This is a genomic window from Pseudomonas sp. KK18, from assembly GCF_037094675.1.
In the GTDB taxonomy this organism is placed as follows: Bacteria; Pseudomonadota; Gammaproteobacteria; order Pseudomonadales; family Pseudomonadaceae; genus Aquipseudomonas.
In genome coordinates, this window is record NZ_CP146605.1 from 1,146,609 (window position 1) to 1,164,421 (window position 17,813).

Below are 17,813 nucleotides of genomic sequence, written 5' to 3' on the forward strand. Positions count from 1 at the left end.
CCAAGGATGGCCCATGACGGCGGCCCACGGTCCAAAGCCGGAGTGAGGGCACACCGAGCCTAAGCGAGGTGCCGAGTGGTGGGGCAAGAGCGTTTTGCTTACTTTTGCGCTGTTCAAAAGTGAGCCGCTGTAAGAGCGGAACCATAGGAGGCCGTTACCTAAATAAAGGATATGTACCCCATCTACCCCACACCAATCATCCCCCAGCCTTATCGCGCACCATTCACCCCCAGCCGTATTTATTGTGACCCCAGGCCCCGTGCCTGACACTCAACCCATCCACCCCTAACCACCCCTGGAGTCCCCAATGAGTGAGCCTGTGCAGTTCCAAGACAAGGTCGTGATCGTCACCGGTGCCGGCGGCGGACTAGGCCGCGCCCACGCACTCCTGTTCGCCAGACACGGCGCCAAAGTGCTGGTCAACGATCTTGGCGGCTCAACCCAGGGCGAAGGCGCCAACGCCTCGGCGGCCGACCGCGTAGTGGCCGAAATCCGCGAAGCCGGCGGCATCGCCGAGGCCAACCACGACTCCGTCACCGACGGTGACAAGATCGTCCAGAACGCCCTCGACGCCTTCGGCCGCATCGACGTCGTGGTCAACAACGCCGGGATCCTGCGGGACAAAACCTTCCACAAAATGGAAGACAGCGACTGGGACCTGGTCTACCGCGTACACGTCGAAGGCGCCTACAAAGTAACCCGCGCCGCCTGGCCCCACCTGCGTGAACAAGCCTACGGCCGGGTGATCTTCACCGCCTCCACCTCCGGTGTCTACGGCAACTTCGGCCAGTCCAACTACGGCATGGCCAAGCTCGGCCTGTACGGCCTGACCCGCACCCTGGCGCTGGAAGGCCGCAAGAACAACATCCTGGTCAACGCCATCGCCCCCACCGGCGGTACACGCATGACCGAAGGCCTGATCCCGCCGCAAGTCTTCGAACGCCTCAAGCCGGAATTGATCAGCCCGCTGGTGGTGTACCTTGGCAGCGAGGCGTGTCAGGAAACCTCCGGGCTGTTTGAGGTGGGCGGCGGCTGGATCGGCAAGACCCGCTGGGAGCGCAGCCTGGGGGTGGGGTTCGACCCTGAAGCCGGGTTCTCCCCGGATGATGTCGCCGCCCACTGGCAGCAAATCTGTGACTTCGACGGGGCCGCTCACCCCAAGGACAACATCGAGGCCTTGAAGGAGATGATGGCCAACCTGCAGAAGTACAGCCTGTGATCATTACGTGAAAAAGTTTTAATCAAGCGGGGCGCCATGGCGCCCCGCTTTATTTCAGGCATAAAAAAAGCCGCTGCAAAGGCAGCGGCTGAAGTAAGACGTTTGATCAAGGAGCAATAAATCAACGTCAGTGAACACCGGTAACAGATTGAAAATATTGATCAATCCATAAAAAACTGGCTGTTCTTCCAGACTCTGGAAGCGGGCGGTTTGCCCTGAAAGCCAGGCAAGAATAGGCTTTTGTTACAAAATGAAAAATAGCGATTCGAGACAAGGACTGTTACCAAACCCGCAACAGTGGCAATAACACCTCATCCATCCTCCTGATAATCCTTCATCCATCTCGTCCATGGCCTCTCCAAAACCCCGGCCAGAGCGCCCTCTCATCCTTTCGAGCGACAACACGAATACCTCCTTGGTGCGCTTATCGCTCCTGATCGCGGGCAGTAGGGTGGGGCCTTCTGTCACACCACCGGGGAAGACGCATGACAAAAACAACAATGCGCGCCATCTTCAGGCCACAGGCGCTGGCCGCTGCGGTTGCTTTGGGTTGCTGTGCCCAGGCGCAGGCTGTTTCGTTCAACATCGGCGAGATCGAAGGGCAATTCGATTCCTCGCTGTCGGTCGGTGCCAGCTGGGGCATGCGCGATGCCGACAAGAAGCTGGTGGGCATTCCCAACGGCGGAACGGGCCAGGCTTCCACCGGCGATGATGGTCGCCTGAACTTCAAGAAGGGCGAGACCTTCTCCAAGATCTTCAAGGGCATCCACGACCTGGAACTCAAGTACGGCGACAGCGGCGTGTTCGTGCGCGGCAAGTACTGGTACGACTTCGAACTGCAGGACGAAGACCGCGAATTCAAGCAGATCAGCAATAACCACCGCGACGAAGGCGCGCGCTCTTCCGGCTACGAATTACTCGATGCATTTGTCTATCACAACTATTCCATCGGCGATTTGCCGGGCAACGTGCGCGTCGGTAAACAGGTGGTCAGTTGGGGGGAAAGTACGTTCATCGGCAACTCCATCAACAGCATCAACCCCATCGACGTTTCCGCGTTCCGCCGCCCTGGCGCCGAGATCAAGGAGGGCCTGATTCCGGTCAACATGGTGTTCGCCTCCCAAAGCCTCACCAACCAGTTGAGCGTGGAAGGTTTCTACCAGTTGAACTGGGAAAACACCGTGGTGGACAACTGCGGCACCTTCTTCGGTAACGACGTGGTGGCCCACGGCTGCAACGGCAACTACACCGTCGGCAGCCCGGCGATTGCACCATTGCAACCGGTAGCGGCGGCGTTTGGCCAGGGCTTCCAGGTTACGAAAGAAGGCGTAGTGGTGCAGCGTGCAAAAGACCGCGAGGCGCGCGATGGCGGCCAGTTCGGCATGGCGTTGCGCTGGCTGGGGGATGACACCGAGTACGGCCTGTACTTCATGAACTATCACAGCCGCACGCCCACCGTCGGTACCATCACCGCCAACACCAACCTGGCAACCATTGGCGCTATTGCCAACGCGGCCAACGGGATTGCACCGGGTACCGGGGCCGGCCTGGCGCAAAGCACGATGCTCGGTCGCGGCCAGTATTACCTCGACTACCCGGAAAATATCCGCCTGTTCGGTGCCAGTTTCTCCACCACCTTGCCCACCGGCACCGCCTGGACCGGCGAAATCAGCTACCGCCCGAATGCTCCCGTACAACTCAACACCACCGACCTGACGCTGGCCCTGGTCAACCCGATTGCCGGCAACGCCGCTTCACCGATCAGCAGTTCCTTCGGTGCCGACAACGCCGGCTACCGCCGCAAGGAAATCACCCAGATCCAGAGCACCATGACCCAATTCTTCGACCAGGTACTGGGCGCCGAACGCCTGACCCTGGTGGGCGAGGCGGCCTTTGTGCACGTCGGCGGGCTGGAGGCGAAATCCAAGCTGCGTTATGGCCGTGACTCGGTCTACGGCCAGTACGGCTTCGGCGGCGACACTGATGGGTTTGTCACGGCCAACTCCTGGGGTTATCGCGCCCGGGCCATCCTCGATTACAACAACGTATTCGCCGGGGTCAACCTCAAGCCCAACGTGTCGTGGTCCCAGGACGTCAGCGGCTACGGCCCCAACGGCCTGTTCAACGAAGGCGCCAAGGCCATCAGCGTCGGCGTGGATGCGGACTACCGCAACACCTACACCGCGAGCCTGAGCTACACCGACTTTTTTGGCGGTGACTACAACACCCTCACCGACCGCGACTTCATCGCCCTCAGCTTTGGCGTGAACTTCTGATTTGGCTTAAGTAAGGACAAGAGACTATGCGCAAAATGATTCTGCAATGCGGGGTGTTGGCCCTGAGCCTGTTGGCCGCCAACGTGATGGCCGCAGTGTCGCCGGAAGAAGCGGCCAAGCTCGGCACTACCCTGACCCCGGTGGGCGCCGAGAAGGCCGGTAACGCCGATGGTTCGATCCCGGCATGGACCGGTGGTATCCCGAAAAACGCCGGGGCGGTGGACAGCAAGGGTTTCCTCGCTGACCCGTTCGCCAATGAAAAGCCGCTGTTCGTGATCACCGCCGCCACGGTCGACAAGTACAAGGACAAACTGTCCGAAGGCCAGGTGGCGATGTTCAAGCGCTACCCGCAAACCTACAAGATCCCCGTGTACCCGACCCACCGCACGGTCAACCTGCCGCCGGAGATCTACGAGTCGATCAAGCGCAGCGCGCTCAACGTGCATGCGATCAACGACGGCAATGGCCTGGAGAACTTCACCGGCAACCGCTACTACGCGTTCCCGATTCCGAAGAACGGCGTTGAGGTGCTGTGGAACCACATCACGCGTTACCACGGCGGCAACCTGCGCCGCATCATCACCCAAGCCACGCCGCAGACCAACGGCAGCTACACGCCGATCCGTTTCGAGGAAGAAGTGGCCGTGCCGCAACTGATCCCGGATATGGATCCGGTCAAGGGCGCCAACGTACTGACCTTCTTCAAGCAATCGGTGACCGCCCCGGCGCGCCTGGCCGGCAACGTACTGTTGGTGCATGAGACGCTCGACCAGGTGAAGGAACCGCGCCTGGCCTGGGTCTACAACGCCGGCCAGCGCCGGGTACGCCGTGCGCCGCAAGTGGCCTACGACGGGCCGGGCACTGCGGCCGACGGCCTGCGCACCTCGGATAACTTCGACATGTTCTCCGGCGCCCCCGACCGCTACGACTGGAAGCTGGTGGGCAAGAAGGAGATGTACATTCCCTACAACAGCTACAAGCTCGATTCGCCGACTCTCAAGTACGACGACATCATCAAGGCCGGCCACATCAACCAGGACCTGACCCGCTACGAGCTGCACCGGGTCTGGGAAGTGATCGGCACGGTCAAGCCGAGCGAGCGGCACATCTACGCCAAGCGCCACATGTACATCGACGAAGACAGCTGGCAGGTGGCGCTGGTGGACCACTACGACGGCCGCGGCCAGCTGTGGCGTGTTGCTGAAGGTCACGCGCAGTTCTACTACGACCATCAGGTGCCGGCCTACACCGTCGAAACCCTGTACGACATCATCGCCGGGCGCTACATCGCCCTGGGCATGAAGAACGAAGAGAAGAGCAGCTTTGTGTTCGGCTTTGCGGCCAAGGCGGCCGACTACACGCCGGCAGCATTGCGCTCGGAAGGCGTGCGCTAAAACCTGATTGAAATGCGATGAAACTGTGGGAGCGGGCTTGCTCGCGAAGGCGGTCTGTCAGTTAAAGCATCAGTGACTGATACACCGCCTTCGCGAGCAAGCCCGCTCCCACATTTACGGTGTTCCACCTTTAGAACGAGTGCCGGGTGGCCTTTTGGCTCCCGGCTTTTTTATGCCCGCCAATCAGCCTGCTGAATACTCCTCAACAACCGCCAGCCACAGGACTAGGGTAGGGCGCACGCCGCCTAATAATAAAAAACAGGGACGCAGTAATGACCGCCATGACCCGTTGTCTGGATCGTCCTGGATTCATGCCACGCTTGTCTCCCCATCATCTGTTGCGCCCGCGCCTGGCCGTGCCGCTGCTCAACGCCACCGCGCGGGTGAAGTTGCTCTGCGCCCCGGCCGGCAGTGGCAAGAGTGCATTGCTCGCCGAGTGCGCGTTGCAGGCGCCTTCGCAGTGCCAGGTGTACTGGTTGCCGCTGAATGGCGTGGCCTCGGATTTGTGTCAGCGCCTGGCGCAAAGCCTTGGCCTCGACTTTGTTGATGAGCCCACCTTGCTGCTGGCCCTGAACCGCTGGCAAGCGCCGGCCTGGTTGTTTCTCGATGACTTCTGCCGCGTGCCGGCGCCTGAACTGGATGGGTTGCTTGACCGCATTCTGGCCGCCAGCAGCCCGGCCTTGACCTGGTGGATCGGCGCGCGGCGGCGGCCGGCCTGCAACTGGCCCCGGCTGTTGCTTGATGATGAACTGTGGGAATGCAGCGCTGCCGAGTTGGCGTTTGACCCCAGCGAAATCCAGCACTTGGCCGGGCCCAGCGCCGACAAGGTATTGCAGTTCAGCGCCGGCTGGTGCGCCGGAGTGCGTATCGGATTGCTTGAAGGCGACGGGCACCCGGACAAAACCTTGCTCGACTACCTGCAACACGAACTGTTCACGGGCCTGGCGCCGGAATTGGCTGAGGCCTGGCGCGTGCTCGCGCACCTGCCACGCTTCAACCCGAGCTTGTGTGACCACCTGTTCGGCTTTGGTGACGGTGGCGACTACCTGCGAGACTTGCAGACGCTGGGCGCCTTTATCGAGCCCTGGGAAGAGTCCACCGACTGGCTGCAAGTCTTCCCGCCACTGGCCCAACTGATGCGCGCCGAACCCTGGCCAGCCAGGCGCTCCTGGCACCGGCGCGCGTGCCAATGGTTTACCGCCGCCGAGGACTGGCAAGCAGCGTTTGAGCAAGCGTTGCAGGCCGAAGAGTACGAAGTGGCTGTAAGCCTGTTGCAGCATTTCAGTTTTGAAGACCTGTTCCGCCAGCAAAATGCGGTGCTGTTGTTGCGCCTGCATGAGCAGCATGGCGATGAATTGATGCTGGGCTCGGCGCAACTGGTGGGCTTGGTAACGGCGGCGTTGCTGTTTGCCGGGCGTTTCGACCAGGCGGCGTTGTGCATTGACCAACTGGCGCGTTTCACTCCGCAACCGACCGCGCACCTGCAGCGTTATCTGCTGGCCCGCTGGCAGGCGCAATGGGGCTGGCTGTTGCATCTGGGCGGCGAAGCCGCACGGGCCCGGGAACATTTTCTCGAAGCCCTGCAAGACTTGCCCGAGAGCGCCTGGACGTCGCGCCTGATGTGCCTGTCGGGCCTGACCCAGCAAGCCTTGCTGCGTGGCGAGCTGGATGTGGCCCAGGCGCTGAACCGCGAGGCGTTGTGCCTGGCGCGCTCCCACGGCTCACTGCTGTTGGAGGCATTGTTGGAGCTCGATCATGCGCAGTTGCTGGAGCAGCGCGGCGCGCCGTATCGGGCCCAAAGCCTGCTGGAGAATGTGCAGCGCATGCTGGTGCAACAGCGGCTTAAAGCCGGGCCGTTGATGGGACGGATTTGCTTGCGACGTGGGCACCTGGCGCTGCGCCAGGGCCACGACGCCGTGGCCGCCGAATGCTTCGAATCCGGCCTGGGCATGTGCCTGCACAGCCAGGACAAACGCGTGCTCTACGGCTACCTGGGACTGGCGCTATTGGCCGCCAACAAGGGCGATTACGCCCAGGCGTTTATCCAGTTGCGCGACGCTGAACGCCTGATGCAGCAACGCCAGGTGCCCGACACCGTCTATCGCGCCGTATTGCTGTTGCTCAGCGGGCATTTCTGGCTGCAACAGGGTCGCGCCGAACTGACCCTGGAGGCGGTGACCCGGGTGCTGCGGCACTACCGTGGCCCCAAGGCGAAACAAGCACCGCCGGCCACCCTGGAGTTGATCCCCAGGCTTGAATATTTGCAGGTGCTGGCCGAAGTGAAATTGCATCGCGCCGAAGAGCCTGTCGCCCGCCTGAGTGCGTTACTGGAGGCCGCCCGTCAGCGGGGCATGCTGTGCCTGGAAGCGGAGTTGCACTTGGTGCTGGGGGAAGTGGCCTGGCAAGTCGGCGATCGCCCGTTGGCCGTGCGCTCGCTGGAAGCCGGATTGGAACTGGCGGGGCGTTGCCAGGTACAGCAGGCGATTCGCGAGCTGCGCCTCAGGCAGCCGGGGTTGTTGAGTGCATTGGGGCTGGAACCGCAGGAATGCCCGGCGGCGGCGGGGGAAAATCCCCTGAGCCAGCGCGAACTTGAGGTGCTGCAACTGATTGCCCAGGGCAATTCCAATCTGGAAATTGCCAGCCAATTGTTTATCTCGCTGCACACGGTAAAAACCCATGCGCGGAGGATTCACAGCAAATTGGGGGTGGAGCGGCGCACCCAGGCAGTGGCCAAGGCCAAGACGCTGGGCTTGATGGCTTGAAGCCATGCACTATTCGTCAAACAATGACGATCAAATGTGGGAGCGGGCTTGCTCGCGAATGCGGTGTATCAGTCACTGATGCTTTAACTGACAGACTGCATTCGCGAGCAAGCCCGCTCCCACATTTTGTTCTGTTGGGTGCCTGATACTGAGCGTTACGGCTGATAACCCATGCGCCAACTCACCGCCTGGGTCGCCGCCAGCAAACGCTTCGCCGCCGGGCCGTCTTCATCGGCATGGAACAGCGACGTCGGCCCCACCACGGTCAACACCGCCGCCACTTGCCCGACCGCGTTGAACACCGGCGCCGACAACGCGTCCACACCCGGCATCAGCAAGCCATGCACAAAGTGCAAGCCGCGCTGGCGGATCTGCTCACAGGTGGTCGCGTATTCCTGGTCATCCGCCAACGCATGGGCAACGCCCGCCTGAATCTCCCGCTCGCGCAACTCCACGGTTTCCCGCGACGGCAGGAACGCACTGAACACCAGCCCGGTGGACGAACTGAGCAACGGCAACACCGAGCCCAATTGCGTGACCACCGTCACCGCGCGCACCGCCGGCTCGATATGCACCACCGTCGCGCCCTGGTTACCCCAGACGGCCAGGAAGCAGGTTTCATTCAACTCATCCCGCAGTTCCGCCAGGGGCAGGGCGGCGACTTTCAGCACGTCCATGCTGCCCAGCGCGGCAAGGCCCACGCGCAAGGCTTCGCGGCCCAGGCCGTAATGGTTGGTGGCGGTGTTCTGTTCGGCAAAACCGGAGGCAATCAGTGCCTGCAAATAGCGGTGGACCTTGCTTGCCGGCATTTGCACATGTTCGGCCAGGCGCGACAACGAGGTGGCCGGCGACAGTTCTGCCAGGGCCTTGAGGATGTCGGTGCCCACTTCAGCCGAGCGGACTTTCTGTTTACCGGTGTCGCGAGGGGCGGGCGGCTTTTCCATGGAAGGCATGAATCCGAAAGACGAATGGGCGTCTTTATAGCTTGACGGTCAACAGGTATCAAATTACGTTATGCGTAACTGGATTACGATAAAAACAACTTCCGCTCAGAGGACGATCCATGACCCTCGAATACCAATCAGGCTTCGGCAATGAATTTGCCAGCGAAGCCTTGCCCGGCGCACTGCCGGTCGGCCAGAACGCTCCGCAAAAAGCGCCCTACGGGCTGTACACCGAACTCTTCTCCGGCACTGCCTTCACCATGGCCCGCAGCGAAGCCCGGCGCACCTGGTTGTACCGCATCCAGCCGTCGGCCAATCACCCGGCGTTCGTCAAGCTGGAACGGCAATTGGCCGGTGGACCGCTGGGCGCTGTGACGCCCAACCGCCTGCGCTGGAACCCGCTGGATATTCCGGGTGAGCCGACAGATTTCATCGATGGCCTTGTAGGCATGGTCGCCAATTCCGGATCGGAAAAACCCTCGGGCATCAGCATCTACAACTACCGCGCCAACCGTTCGATGGACCGCGTGTTCTTCAACGCGGACGGCGAACTGTTGATCGTTCCCGAGCAGGGCCGCCTGCGCATTGCGACCGAACTGGGTGTGCTGGAAGTCGAGCCACTGGAAATCGTCGTGCTGCCCCGCGGCCTGAAATTCCGCGTCGAACTGCTGGATGCCCTGGCCCGCGGTTACGTCGCCGAGAACCATGGCGCGCCACTGCGCCTGCCGGACCTTGGTCCTATCGGCAGTAACGGCCTGGCCAACCCACGGGATTTCCTCACGCCCGTCGCCCATTACGAAGACCTCAAGCAACCGACCACGCTGGTGCAGAAATTCCTCGGTGAACTGTGGGGCTGCCAGCTCGACCATTCGCCGCTGAACGTGGTGGCGTGGCACGGCAACAACGTGCCGTACAAATACGACCTGCGTCGTTTCAACACCATCGGCACCGTGAGCTTCGATCACCCGGACCCGTCGATCTTCACCGTATTGACCTCGCCCACCAGCGTGCACGGCCTGGCCAACCTCGACTTCGTGATCTTCCCGCCCCGCTGGATGGTCGCCGAAAACACCTTCCGGCCACCGTGGTTCCACCGCAACCTGATGAACGAATACATGGGCCTGATCCAGGGTGCCTACGACGCCAAGGCCGAAGGCTTCGTGCCCGGCGGCGCGTCGTTGCACAGCTGCATGAGCGCCCACGGCCCGGATGGCGAGACTTGCACCAAAGCCATCAACGCGACGCTTGAGCCCCACAAGATTGATAACACCATGGCGTTCATGTTCGAGACCAGCCAAGTGCTGCGTCCTACACAGTTCGCGCTGGAATGCCCGCAACTGCAACCTTCCTACGACGCTTGCTGGGCCTCGCTCCCTGCAACCTTCAACCCGAATCGGAGATAACCCATGACTCAGCCTAATCTCACCCGCAGTTGGGTGGCTTCCGCCAACGGTCACCGGGATTTCCCGCTGCAAAACCTGCCATTGGGTGTGTTCAGCGTTGACGGCGCTACGCCGCGCAGTGGCGTGGCGATTGGCGACCATGTTTTCGATCTGCAGGCCGCGTTGGAGTTTTTTGACGGCGAAGCCCGCCGTGCCGTTGAAGCCACCGCTGGCGGCCAACTGAACGCGTTTTTCGAGCTGGGTCGCGGCTCGCGTGTGGCCCTGCGTGAACGCCTGCTGGAGCTGCTGGCGGAAGGCAGCGACCTGCAAGGCAAACTGCAATCAGCGCTGCACCCGGCTGCCGATTGCCAGATGCACCTGCCGGCCAAAATCAATGATTACACCGACTTCTACGTCGGCATCGAGCACGCACAAAACGTCGGCAAACTGTTCCGTCCCGATAACCCGCTGCTGCCCAACTACAAATATGTGCCGATCGGTTATCACGGCCGTGCGTCGACCATTCGCCCATCGGGCACCGACGTGCGCCGCCCTAAAGGCCAGACGCTGCCAGCCGGTCAAACCGAGCCGACCTTCGGCCCCTGCGCACGCCTGGACTACGAGCTGGAGCTGGGCATCTGGATCGGCCAGGGCAATGCCATGGGCGACTCGATTGCCATCGGCGACGCGGCTGATCACATCGCCGGTTTCTGCCTGCTCAACGACTGGTCGGCGCGGGATATCCAGGCCTGGGAATACCAGCCGCTGGGCCCGTTCCTGTCGAAGAGTTTCATCACCAGCATTTCGCCATGGGTGGTGACGGCTGAAGCCCTGGAACCGTTCCGCAAGGCACAGCCGGCGCGCCCTGAAGGCGACCCGCAACCACTGCCATACCTGCTGGACAAGCGCGACCAGGCTGCCGGTGGTTTTGATATCGAACTGGAAGTGCTGCTGACCACCGCCTCGATGCGTGAGCAGAACCTGCCGGCCCATCGCTTGACCCTGAGCAACACCCAACACATGTACTGGACCGTCGCGCAGATGGTTGCGCACCACAGCGTCAATGGCTGCCAGTTGCAGGCGGGTGACCTGTTTGGTTCGGGCACCTTGTCGGGGCCTGAAGCCGGACAATTCGGCAGTCTGCTGGAAATCACCGAGGGCGGTAAAAAGCCGATCGAACTGGCCTCCGGCGAGGTGCGGAAATTCCTTGAAGATGGCGACGAAATCATCCTGCGTGCCCGCTGCACCCGCGACGGTTTTGCCTCCATCGGCTTCGGCGAATGCCGGGGTACCGTGGTCGCGGCGCGCTGAGAGGGCAGGGCCATGGAACTCTATACCTACTACCGCTCCACTTCGTCCTACCGGGTGCGGATCGCGCTGGCCCTCAAGGGCCTGGACTTCACCGCCGTGCCGGTCAACCTGCTGGTGCCCAAGGGCGGCGCCAACCATCAGCCGGAGTATCTGGCGATCAACCCGCAAGGTCGCGTGCCGGCCTTGCGCACCGATGAGGGTGATGTGTTGATTCAGTCGCCGGCGATCATCGAGTACCTGGAGGAACGTTATCCACAGGTGCCGTTGCTCTCCACGGATCTGGCAACCCGCGCCCATGAGCGCGCGGTGGCGTCGGTCATCGGTTGCGACATCCACCCGCTGCACAACTCCAGTACCCAGAATCTGCTCAAGCAATGGGGGCACGATGAAGCGCAGGTGCTGGAGTGGATCGGGCACTGGATCAGCCAGGGGCTGGCGGCGGTTGAGCAGTTGATCGGTGATCAGGGTTACTGCTTTGGCGAGCAGCCGGGGATGGCGGATACGTTCTTGATTCCTCAGTTGTATGCGGCCGAGCGGTTCAAGGTGTCGCTGGCGGCATACCCGCGCATTCAGCGGGTGGCGGGGTTGGCGGCGCAGCATCCGGCGTTCATGGCGGCTCATCCCGCCAACCAACCGGATACCCCATAAATCTCCAGGCTCACACCGGCCAAATGTGGGAGCGGGCTTGCTCGCGAATACGGTGTATCAGTCAGCAGATGTATTGACTGGCGTACCGCTTTCGCGAGCAAGCCCGCTCCCACATGTGATCTTCAGCGTGTCCAAAATATATAAAAACAATACAGGTCCCTTGCGATGCACAATCAGATTGCCAGCTTTCGTGCGGCACTCGACGCCCGTCCGGTGTCGCGCTATCAGTGGTTGATTCTCCTGTTGCTGGCACTGTTGCTGGTCACCGATGGCTACGACGCCCAGGTCCTGGGCTACGTAGTACCGGCGCTGGCCAAGGACTGGGGCCTTGAAAAAGCCGCGTTCGGCCCGGTGTTCAGCGCCAACCTGTTGGGGCTGACGCTGGGCTCCCTGGCCGTCACGCCGCTGGCGGATCGCTTCGGGGTGCGACGCATCCTGCTGTGCTGTGTGTTGATCTACGCCAGCCTCACGGTGCTGATGGTGTTCGCCAATTCCCTGAATACCCTCATGGCCGCGCGCTTTATCTGCGGCATCGGCATGGGCGGCGCGATGCCCAGCGCCATGGCCCTCATGTCGGAATACTCACCACCCCGCCTGCGAACATTGATGGTGACGCTCGCCGCCTGTGGCTTCTCTTTCGGCGGTGCGGCCGGTGGTTTTGTCGCGGCCGGGTTTATCGACAGTTTCGGCTGGCAGGCGGTGTTCCTCGCCGGTGGTGTGACGCCATTGCTGTTGTTTCCGTTTCTTGCCTGGATGTTGCCCGAATCCCTGCCACGCCTGCTGCGTGATGCACCGCCGTATGCGCGCCTGCAAAAAGTCACCGCGCGAATGCTGCCAGGCTGGCAACCGCCGCCAGCGAGCGAGGCAGAAAACCGCCAGGAGCAAGGCAGCAAACTGACGGTGGTGGAGCTGTTCCGCCATGGTTATGCGCGCCCGACATTACTGCTGTGGGCGACGTTTTTTGTCAGCCTGATCCTGCTGTATTTCATGATCAGCTGGCTGCCTTCGCTGTTGCTGGAAAGCGGCCTGGGCCTGAATGAGGCCAACCTGGTGACCTCGATGTTCCTGTTCGCCGGGACACTGGGCGCCATCGGCATGGCCTGGTTTGCCGACCGGCTCAAAAGCAAAGTGCGCCTACTGTCCGGCGTGCTGGCAGCGGCTGCGGTGTGCACCATCCTGCTGGGGCTGAATCACGACAATCCGCGCTATCTGGTGGCCTGCGTGTTTGCGGCGGGCTTCTGCATCATCGGCGGTCAACTGACCCTGAACGCGTTCGCCAGTAACTTCTACCCGGCTCACGTACGGGCGACCGGTACTGGCTGGGCGTTGGGCGTCGGGCGGTTCGGTTCGATCCTGGGGCCGTTGTTCGGCAGCCTGTTGCTGGCGATGCACATTCCGGTGCAGCAGATTTTCTTCTTCTGCGCGATTCCGGCGGTGATTGCGGCGTTGTTGATTATCCAAGTGCGCTCGCCCAAGGGCGCAGCACCACAAGGCCCTGATGCGTTATTGGCGCCGGGCGCTGATAACGCGTAATCCCCAGCCGGTGGACACGCTGCCATCACTCTGCTGAAGGTGAGCGATGGCGGCCAGGAAGCGTTCTTTCAGGCGGGCCTTGGCAGGGATTGTCAGCCGGTCGATATCGTAGGTTTCTTTCAATGACGTCCACAGTGCGGCTGGCTGAGGCTGCCAGTGGACGTCGATGTCTTCGAAGCGGATGTCAGTGAAATGATCTGCCAGCAAGGTTCGCCAGCCGTCTTCGGTGCGCGTGCGCGGGTCGCCCATTGGCAAGTGGGGCAGTTGGTCTTGCTTGGCGATTGGACGAAACGCGTCCAGAAACGCGTCGCCGACAGGGCCGAGTAGAAACGTCCTGCCGATCAGCACCGCCAACGTGCCGCCGCTGCGCAATACCCGCTGTACCTCTTGCAGTACCTGTTCAAGATCATCCATCAGCATGATTGCCATGTGCGACAGCAGCACGTCGACGCTGCCCGTGGCCATACTCAATGCCTGGGCGCGTTCCTTGAGCAGCGTTACATCAGATGGGAGACGCAAGCGGGCGGCGTCCAGCTCCGCCTGGCTCATGTCGACACCGGTCAGTTGCAAGCCGGGTTGCTGGCGGGCAGCCAGCAATTTGAGCAGATAACCATCGCCGCAGGCCAGGTCCAGCACGTTCATCGGGCTTTGTGCGGTGGGCACGTGCGCAGTCAAGGCAGCATAGGATGAGCTGTATTTCACCGCCGGCAGTTCGGCGAATGCCGCGCTGGTGGTGCCGGGCTGGCGCTGGTGAAAATCTTCGAGGTAACGTTCGGCGGGGGAGCGCAGGGGCATGACAACCTCATCCATGGGGCGGTACAGCTTACGCCAAGCGGGTCAATGCACCACAGAGTTCGGCGGCAAATGGCCCAGCCGTTCGGTCAGGCGTAGACGCTGGATCGGGTCTTCGCTGAGCATCAACGCGTGTTCCAGGTCAAAACGCTCGGCGTTCGGGCAATCCAGGCGCTGATACAAACTGGCCCGGGCCAGGTAATCGGCGGCGCTGGCATTGCCCAGCTCCAGCACGCGTTCGGCGTCCACCAGAGCGGCCAGGTGGTCGTCGTTGGACAGGTGCAACTGGCGCAGATTACGCGACAGCCGTTGCAGGATCGATCGCGGCTCGGCGGTGTGCAGGTGGTCGGCCTGCAACTTGAGATTGGGCCCGTACTGGCGGGTCAGCAGGTCGCGGCAATCGTTGGGGTACAGGCGTCGGCCGCCGCAGGGGTCGAGCAGGTGATCGGCGCCCGGCACGCGCAACAGGAAGTGCCCCGGGAAGTTGACGCCGACCAAGGGGATGTCCAGGCGCCGCGCCAGCTCCAGGGCAATCAGCCCCAATGCCAGTGGCTGGCCGCGTTTACGCTTCAACACCTTGTCCAGCAGCGCGGCGGCGGGGCGCAGCGGGGTGTGGTCATCCTGGGCGAACCCCAGGTCGTTCATGCGCCGCAACAACGGTTGTCCGAGTTCATCCGCCGGCAGCATCGGCATGCTGAGGCTGACCAATTGCTGCAGTACCTTGAAGTCCTGCAGGATGGCCAAGGGGTCCACCGCCGGGTCGTGCTCGGCCGCCATCCACAGCGCGGCTTCAAACAGCGCGGGCGGTGAGCGTTCCAGGCAGGCAAAAAAGGCGTCGCGGGGCTTCATTGGGTTCTCCGGCGGATGTCTCGTTTTAGCCTTGCTGTGAACTTTCGTCCAGTGCCTTAAGACAGGTCCTACCTGTTTATGTCGCAAACCCTTTAAAACCGGTGGTCTTATTCCTGCGCGCTTCAGCAGGGTTTCGCTGGCAGTCCTATACTTGGCGCCTACCAGAAGTGATTCGGGAGCTTGACGATGTTTGCGCTCATGCACAGCACCCGCCTTGAATCGCTGCACCTGAGCGTTGACCCGGCCACCGGGTTGAAGGCGGTCATTGCCATCCACAACAGCCGCCTGGGTCCCGCCCTTGGAGGCTGCCGCTACCTCTCTTACCCCGACGATGAAAGTGCCGTGGCGGATGCCGCGCGCCTGGCGCAGGGCATGAGCTACAAGGCCGCGCTGGCCGGTTTGCCGGTGGGTGGCGGCAACGCGGTGATCATCCGCCCCGCCCATGTGGAAAGCCGCGCGGCATTGTTTGAAGCCTTCGGCCGCTGCATCGAGCAGTTGGATGGCCGCTACATCACCGCCATCGACAGCGGCACCTCGGTGGCCGACATGGATTGCATCGCCCAGCAGACCCGCTATGTCACCAGCACCACGGCGGCCGGCGATCCCTCGCCCCACGCGGCGATGGGCGTGTTCGCCGGCATCCGCACCACCGCGATGGCTCGCCTGGGCAGCGATAACCTGGAAGGTCTGCGCGTGGCGATCCAGGGCCTGGGCAACGTCGGTTATGCCCTGGCCGAGCAACTGCACGCCGCCGGGGCTGAATTGCTGGTGAGCGACATCGACCACGGCAAGGTGCAACTGGCGATGGAACAACTGGGTGCGCACCCGATTGCCAACGAAGCCTTGCTCATCACCCCATGCGATATCCTTGCGCCCTGCGGTGTGGGCGCGGTGTTCAACCGCTACACGGTCGCGCAGTTGCGATGCGCAGCGGTGGCCGGCTCCGCCAGTGCGCAACTGACCAACCTGCAAGTGGCCGATCAGTTGGAAGGGCGTGGGATTCTTTACGCGCCGGACTACGTGATCAACTCCGGTGGGCTGATCTACGTGGCCCTCAAGCACGGCGGCGCGGAGCTGGAAACCATCACCGCGCACCTGTCGAACATCGGCACGCGCCTGACCGAAATCTTCGCCCATGCCCAGGCTGAAAAACGCTCACCCGCGCGGGTAGCGGATGAGCTGGCGGAGCGCTTGCTGTACCGCTGAGGCGGGTCAAAGCTGATATTTCTCCCGGGCCAGTTGGCCCACGCCCATACGATCAAGGATGTGCATCGGGCACAGAATCGTGACCCGCACGGTTCCCGGCAGGCGGCTGATTTCAATCGAGCCGTTGATGGTCGCGCGGTTGCGCACTTCGTCGAGCGGCAGCCCGGTCACGGCGGCTGCGCGTTCCAGTCCGTTGTCTGTCGCGACGTTGAGATTGGTCCCACTGCCGATGAAGGTGATAGGCGCGTTCTCCTCGATCTCCACCTGGCCCCAGCGCTCCCCCAGTGCCTTCACTCGCAGGCGTTGTTCCGCGGTCATCGGGCGCGCCATGGGCGGCAGGTCATCGAGGTTTTGCAGCAGGATCGGCCCGTCCAGGCTCAGGCCCTTGATCACCTGCACCGTCAGTTCGGTTTCCCCCGACACATCGGTGGCATGCCCGGCAATTTCGCCATTGCCCTGTTGAGCATGCATATCGCCCATGTACACCCCGGCGCCGGGGACCTTCACCGGGCAGATCAGGATGCAGCCTTCGCGCACGGAATTGGTGTCCATGTGGCCATCGGTTTTCGCGGCGTGCAGTTCATCGTGGGTCATGCTGTAGCGATGGGGCGCGCCCACCAGGTACTGGCCGAAGTCGCCGCAGTTGTGGGAATCCGGCAGATCCCGTGAAGGCGTGGTGCCGATGTTGCCCAGGAATGGGCGCATATGCGCGGCCAGGCCCGGGATATCGGCGCGGGCCAGGGACAGGATCGAGTGCTGGGCAGACAATTCGGGCAGCGCCGACATGTCCGATGCCTTGCCGGCCAGGCGATCCGCCACGGCCTGGTTGACCGTCAGGCTCACCTGATGCTCGGCATCCAGAACGATCACGTAACCATTGCTGAAGCGAAACGCACTGACCTCGGCGCCACAGGCATCGCAACGAATGGCGTCATCGCCAATGCCTTCGACGTGGCTGGCGGGATGCTCTTGCCCGCAGTTGGAGCAGAACTTCGCGACGAACGGGTCGCCGTGGTAACGCCCTTCGACAAAACTCATGACCCCCGAGGACGTGGCCAGGGAGGTGACGCGCATGCGCTTGATCTTCAGCGCCACCGCGTCGCCGATTTCGGCGCCGGCGATGAACACGGGCTGGGTCACTTCATGGCCACCCTCAAAGGCCGGCGTGATCATCGGGCCCCAGCAACCGGGCGGGGTGCCGGTGATCAAGGTGCCACCGTCGGCCAGCGGGCCGAGCATTTTCTGGCTGGGGCCGAGCAGCCCATTGGTGTAGGAGGTGACGGTGAGACGGTCGACAGAAGGGAGGTTATTCATTTTATTTTCCGGGCCCTGGGTGATTGAATGTTGAACAGGCTTCATCACTTAAGCGCCGATGTGTATCTGTCGTGTGTCGCGCTGCCGCGATTGCCGGTACGTGTGTATCTCAGGGGCATCCATACACACTCTGATACACCCGCAGTGGCGGACACGTGCAAATACAGATATCTCTGTTATCGG

The 17,813-nt window shown here is 62.2% G+C and carries 13 protein-coding genes; 9 read left to right on the top strand and 4 right to left on the bottom strand.

The genetic code is table 11. The features are described 5' to 3' along the window. Positions 1-307 precede the first annotated feature (307 nt). The 4 genes from V6607_RS04970 to V6607_RS04985 all read left to right on the top strand — a co-directional run bounded on the left by V6607_RS04970 (position 308) and on the right by V6607_RS04985 (position 7,651). Entirely contained in the window at positions 308-1,219 is a 912-nt protein-coding gene (locus V6607_RS04970) for an SDR family oxidoreductase (RefSeq protein WP_338743331.1), read from the top strand. Positions 1,220-1,704: 485 nt separating this feature from the next. Then, on the top strand, positions 1,705-3,495 hold the full coding sequence (locus tag V6607_RS04975; protein ID WP_023659149.1) for a DUF1302 domain-containing protein: 1,791 nt from the start codon (positions 1,705-1,707) through the stop codon (positions 3,493-3,495). A 26-nt stretch (positions 3,496-3,521) separates the two neighbouring features. Further along, positions 3,522-4,889 (top strand): DUF1329 domain-containing protein, encoded by a 1,368-nt coding sequence (locus V6607_RS04980; RefSeq protein ID WP_003212808.1) that lies wholly within the window; start codon positions 3,522-3,524, stop codon positions 4,887-4,889. 272 nt (positions 4,890-5,161) lie between these two features. Continuing rightward, positions 5,162-7,651, top strand: a complete 2,490-nt coding sequence (locus V6607_RS04985; protein WP_134325763.1) for a LuxR C-terminal-related transcriptional regulator — start codon at positions 5,162-5,164, stop codon at positions 7,649-7,651. Positions 7,652-7,806: 155 nt separating this feature from the next. On the opposite strand, the gene V6607_RS04990 is transcribed toward V6607_RS04985, so the two are convergent. Beyond that, positions 7,807-8,595 carry an IclR family transcriptional regulator gene (locus V6607_RS04990; protein WP_008438587.1) on the bottom strand — a complete coding sequence of 263 codons (789 nt, stop codon included), beginning with the start codon at positions 8,593-8,595 and terminating at the stop codon, positions 7,807-7,809. A 119-nt stretch (positions 8,596-8,714) separates the two neighbouring features. Here V6607_RS04990 and hmgA point away from each other — a divergent pair, with 119 nt between their 5' ends. From hmgA to V6607_RS05010, 4 genes are all read left to right on the top strand, one after another. Further along, complete coding sequence (gene hmgA, locus V6607_RS04995; protein ID WP_134325764.1) at positions 8,715-9,998, top strand: homogentisate 1,2-dioxygenase; 1,284 nt, start codon at positions 8,715-8,717, stop codon at positions 9,996-9,998. A gap of 3 nt (positions 9,999-10,001) precedes the next feature. Then, on the top strand, positions 10,002-11,288 hold the full coding sequence (gene fahA, locus V6607_RS05000; protein WP_008438582.1) for a fumarylacetoacetase: 1,287 nt from the start codon (positions 10,002-10,004) through the stop codon (positions 11,286-11,288). A 12-nt stretch (positions 11,289-11,300) separates the two neighbouring features. Further along, on the top strand, positions 11,301-11,936 hold the full coding sequence (maiA, locus tag V6607_RS05005) for a maleylacetoacetate isomerase (protein WP_134325765.1): 636 nt from the start codon (positions 11,301-11,303) through the stop codon (positions 11,934-11,936). Between the two features lie 165 nt (positions 11,937-12,101). Continuing rightward, positions 12,102-13,469: an aromatic acid/H+ symport family MFS transporter gene (locus tag V6607_RS05010; protein ID WP_134325766.1), complete on the top strand. Its 1,368-nt coding sequence runs from the start codon at positions 12,102-12,104 to the stop codon at positions 13,467-13,469. Here V6607_RS05010 and V6607_RS05015 read toward each other — a convergent pair. Beyond that, on the bottom strand, positions 13,440-14,264 hold the full coding sequence (locus V6607_RS05015; RefSeq protein ID WP_008438574.1) for a class I SAM-dependent methyltransferase: 825 nt from the start codon (positions 14,262-14,264) through the stop codon (positions 13,440-13,442). The two genes, V6607_RS05010 and V6607_RS05015, sit on opposite strands and share 30 nt — an antisense overlap. 42 nt (positions 14,265-14,306) lie before the next feature. Next, entirely contained in the window at positions 14,307-15,110 is an 804-nt protein-coding gene (locus V6607_RS05020) for a transglutaminase family protein (RefSeq protein ID WP_003212796.1), read from the bottom strand. Positions 15,111-15,296: 186 nt separating this feature from the next. Between V6607_RS05020 and V6607_RS05025 the strand changes: the two genes are divergently transcribed. Then, positions 15,297-16,316 carry a Glu/Leu/Phe/Val dehydrogenase dimerization domain-containing protein gene (locus tag V6607_RS05025; RefSeq protein WP_338743344.1) on the top strand — a complete coding sequence of 340 codons (1,020 nt, stop codon included), beginning with the start codon at positions 15,297-15,299 and terminating at the stop codon, positions 16,314-16,316. A gap of 6 nt (positions 16,317-16,322) precedes the next feature. Here the strand turns inward: V6607_RS05025 and V6607_RS05030 are convergent, their stop codons facing one another. After that, positions 16,323-17,630 carry an acetamidase/formamidase family protein gene (locus V6607_RS05030; RefSeq protein ID WP_134325767.1) on the bottom strand — a complete coding sequence of 436 codons (1,308 nt, stop codon included), beginning with the start codon at positions 17,628-17,630 and terminating at the stop codon, positions 16,323-16,325. Positions 17,631-17,813: the final 183 nt, after the last annotated feature.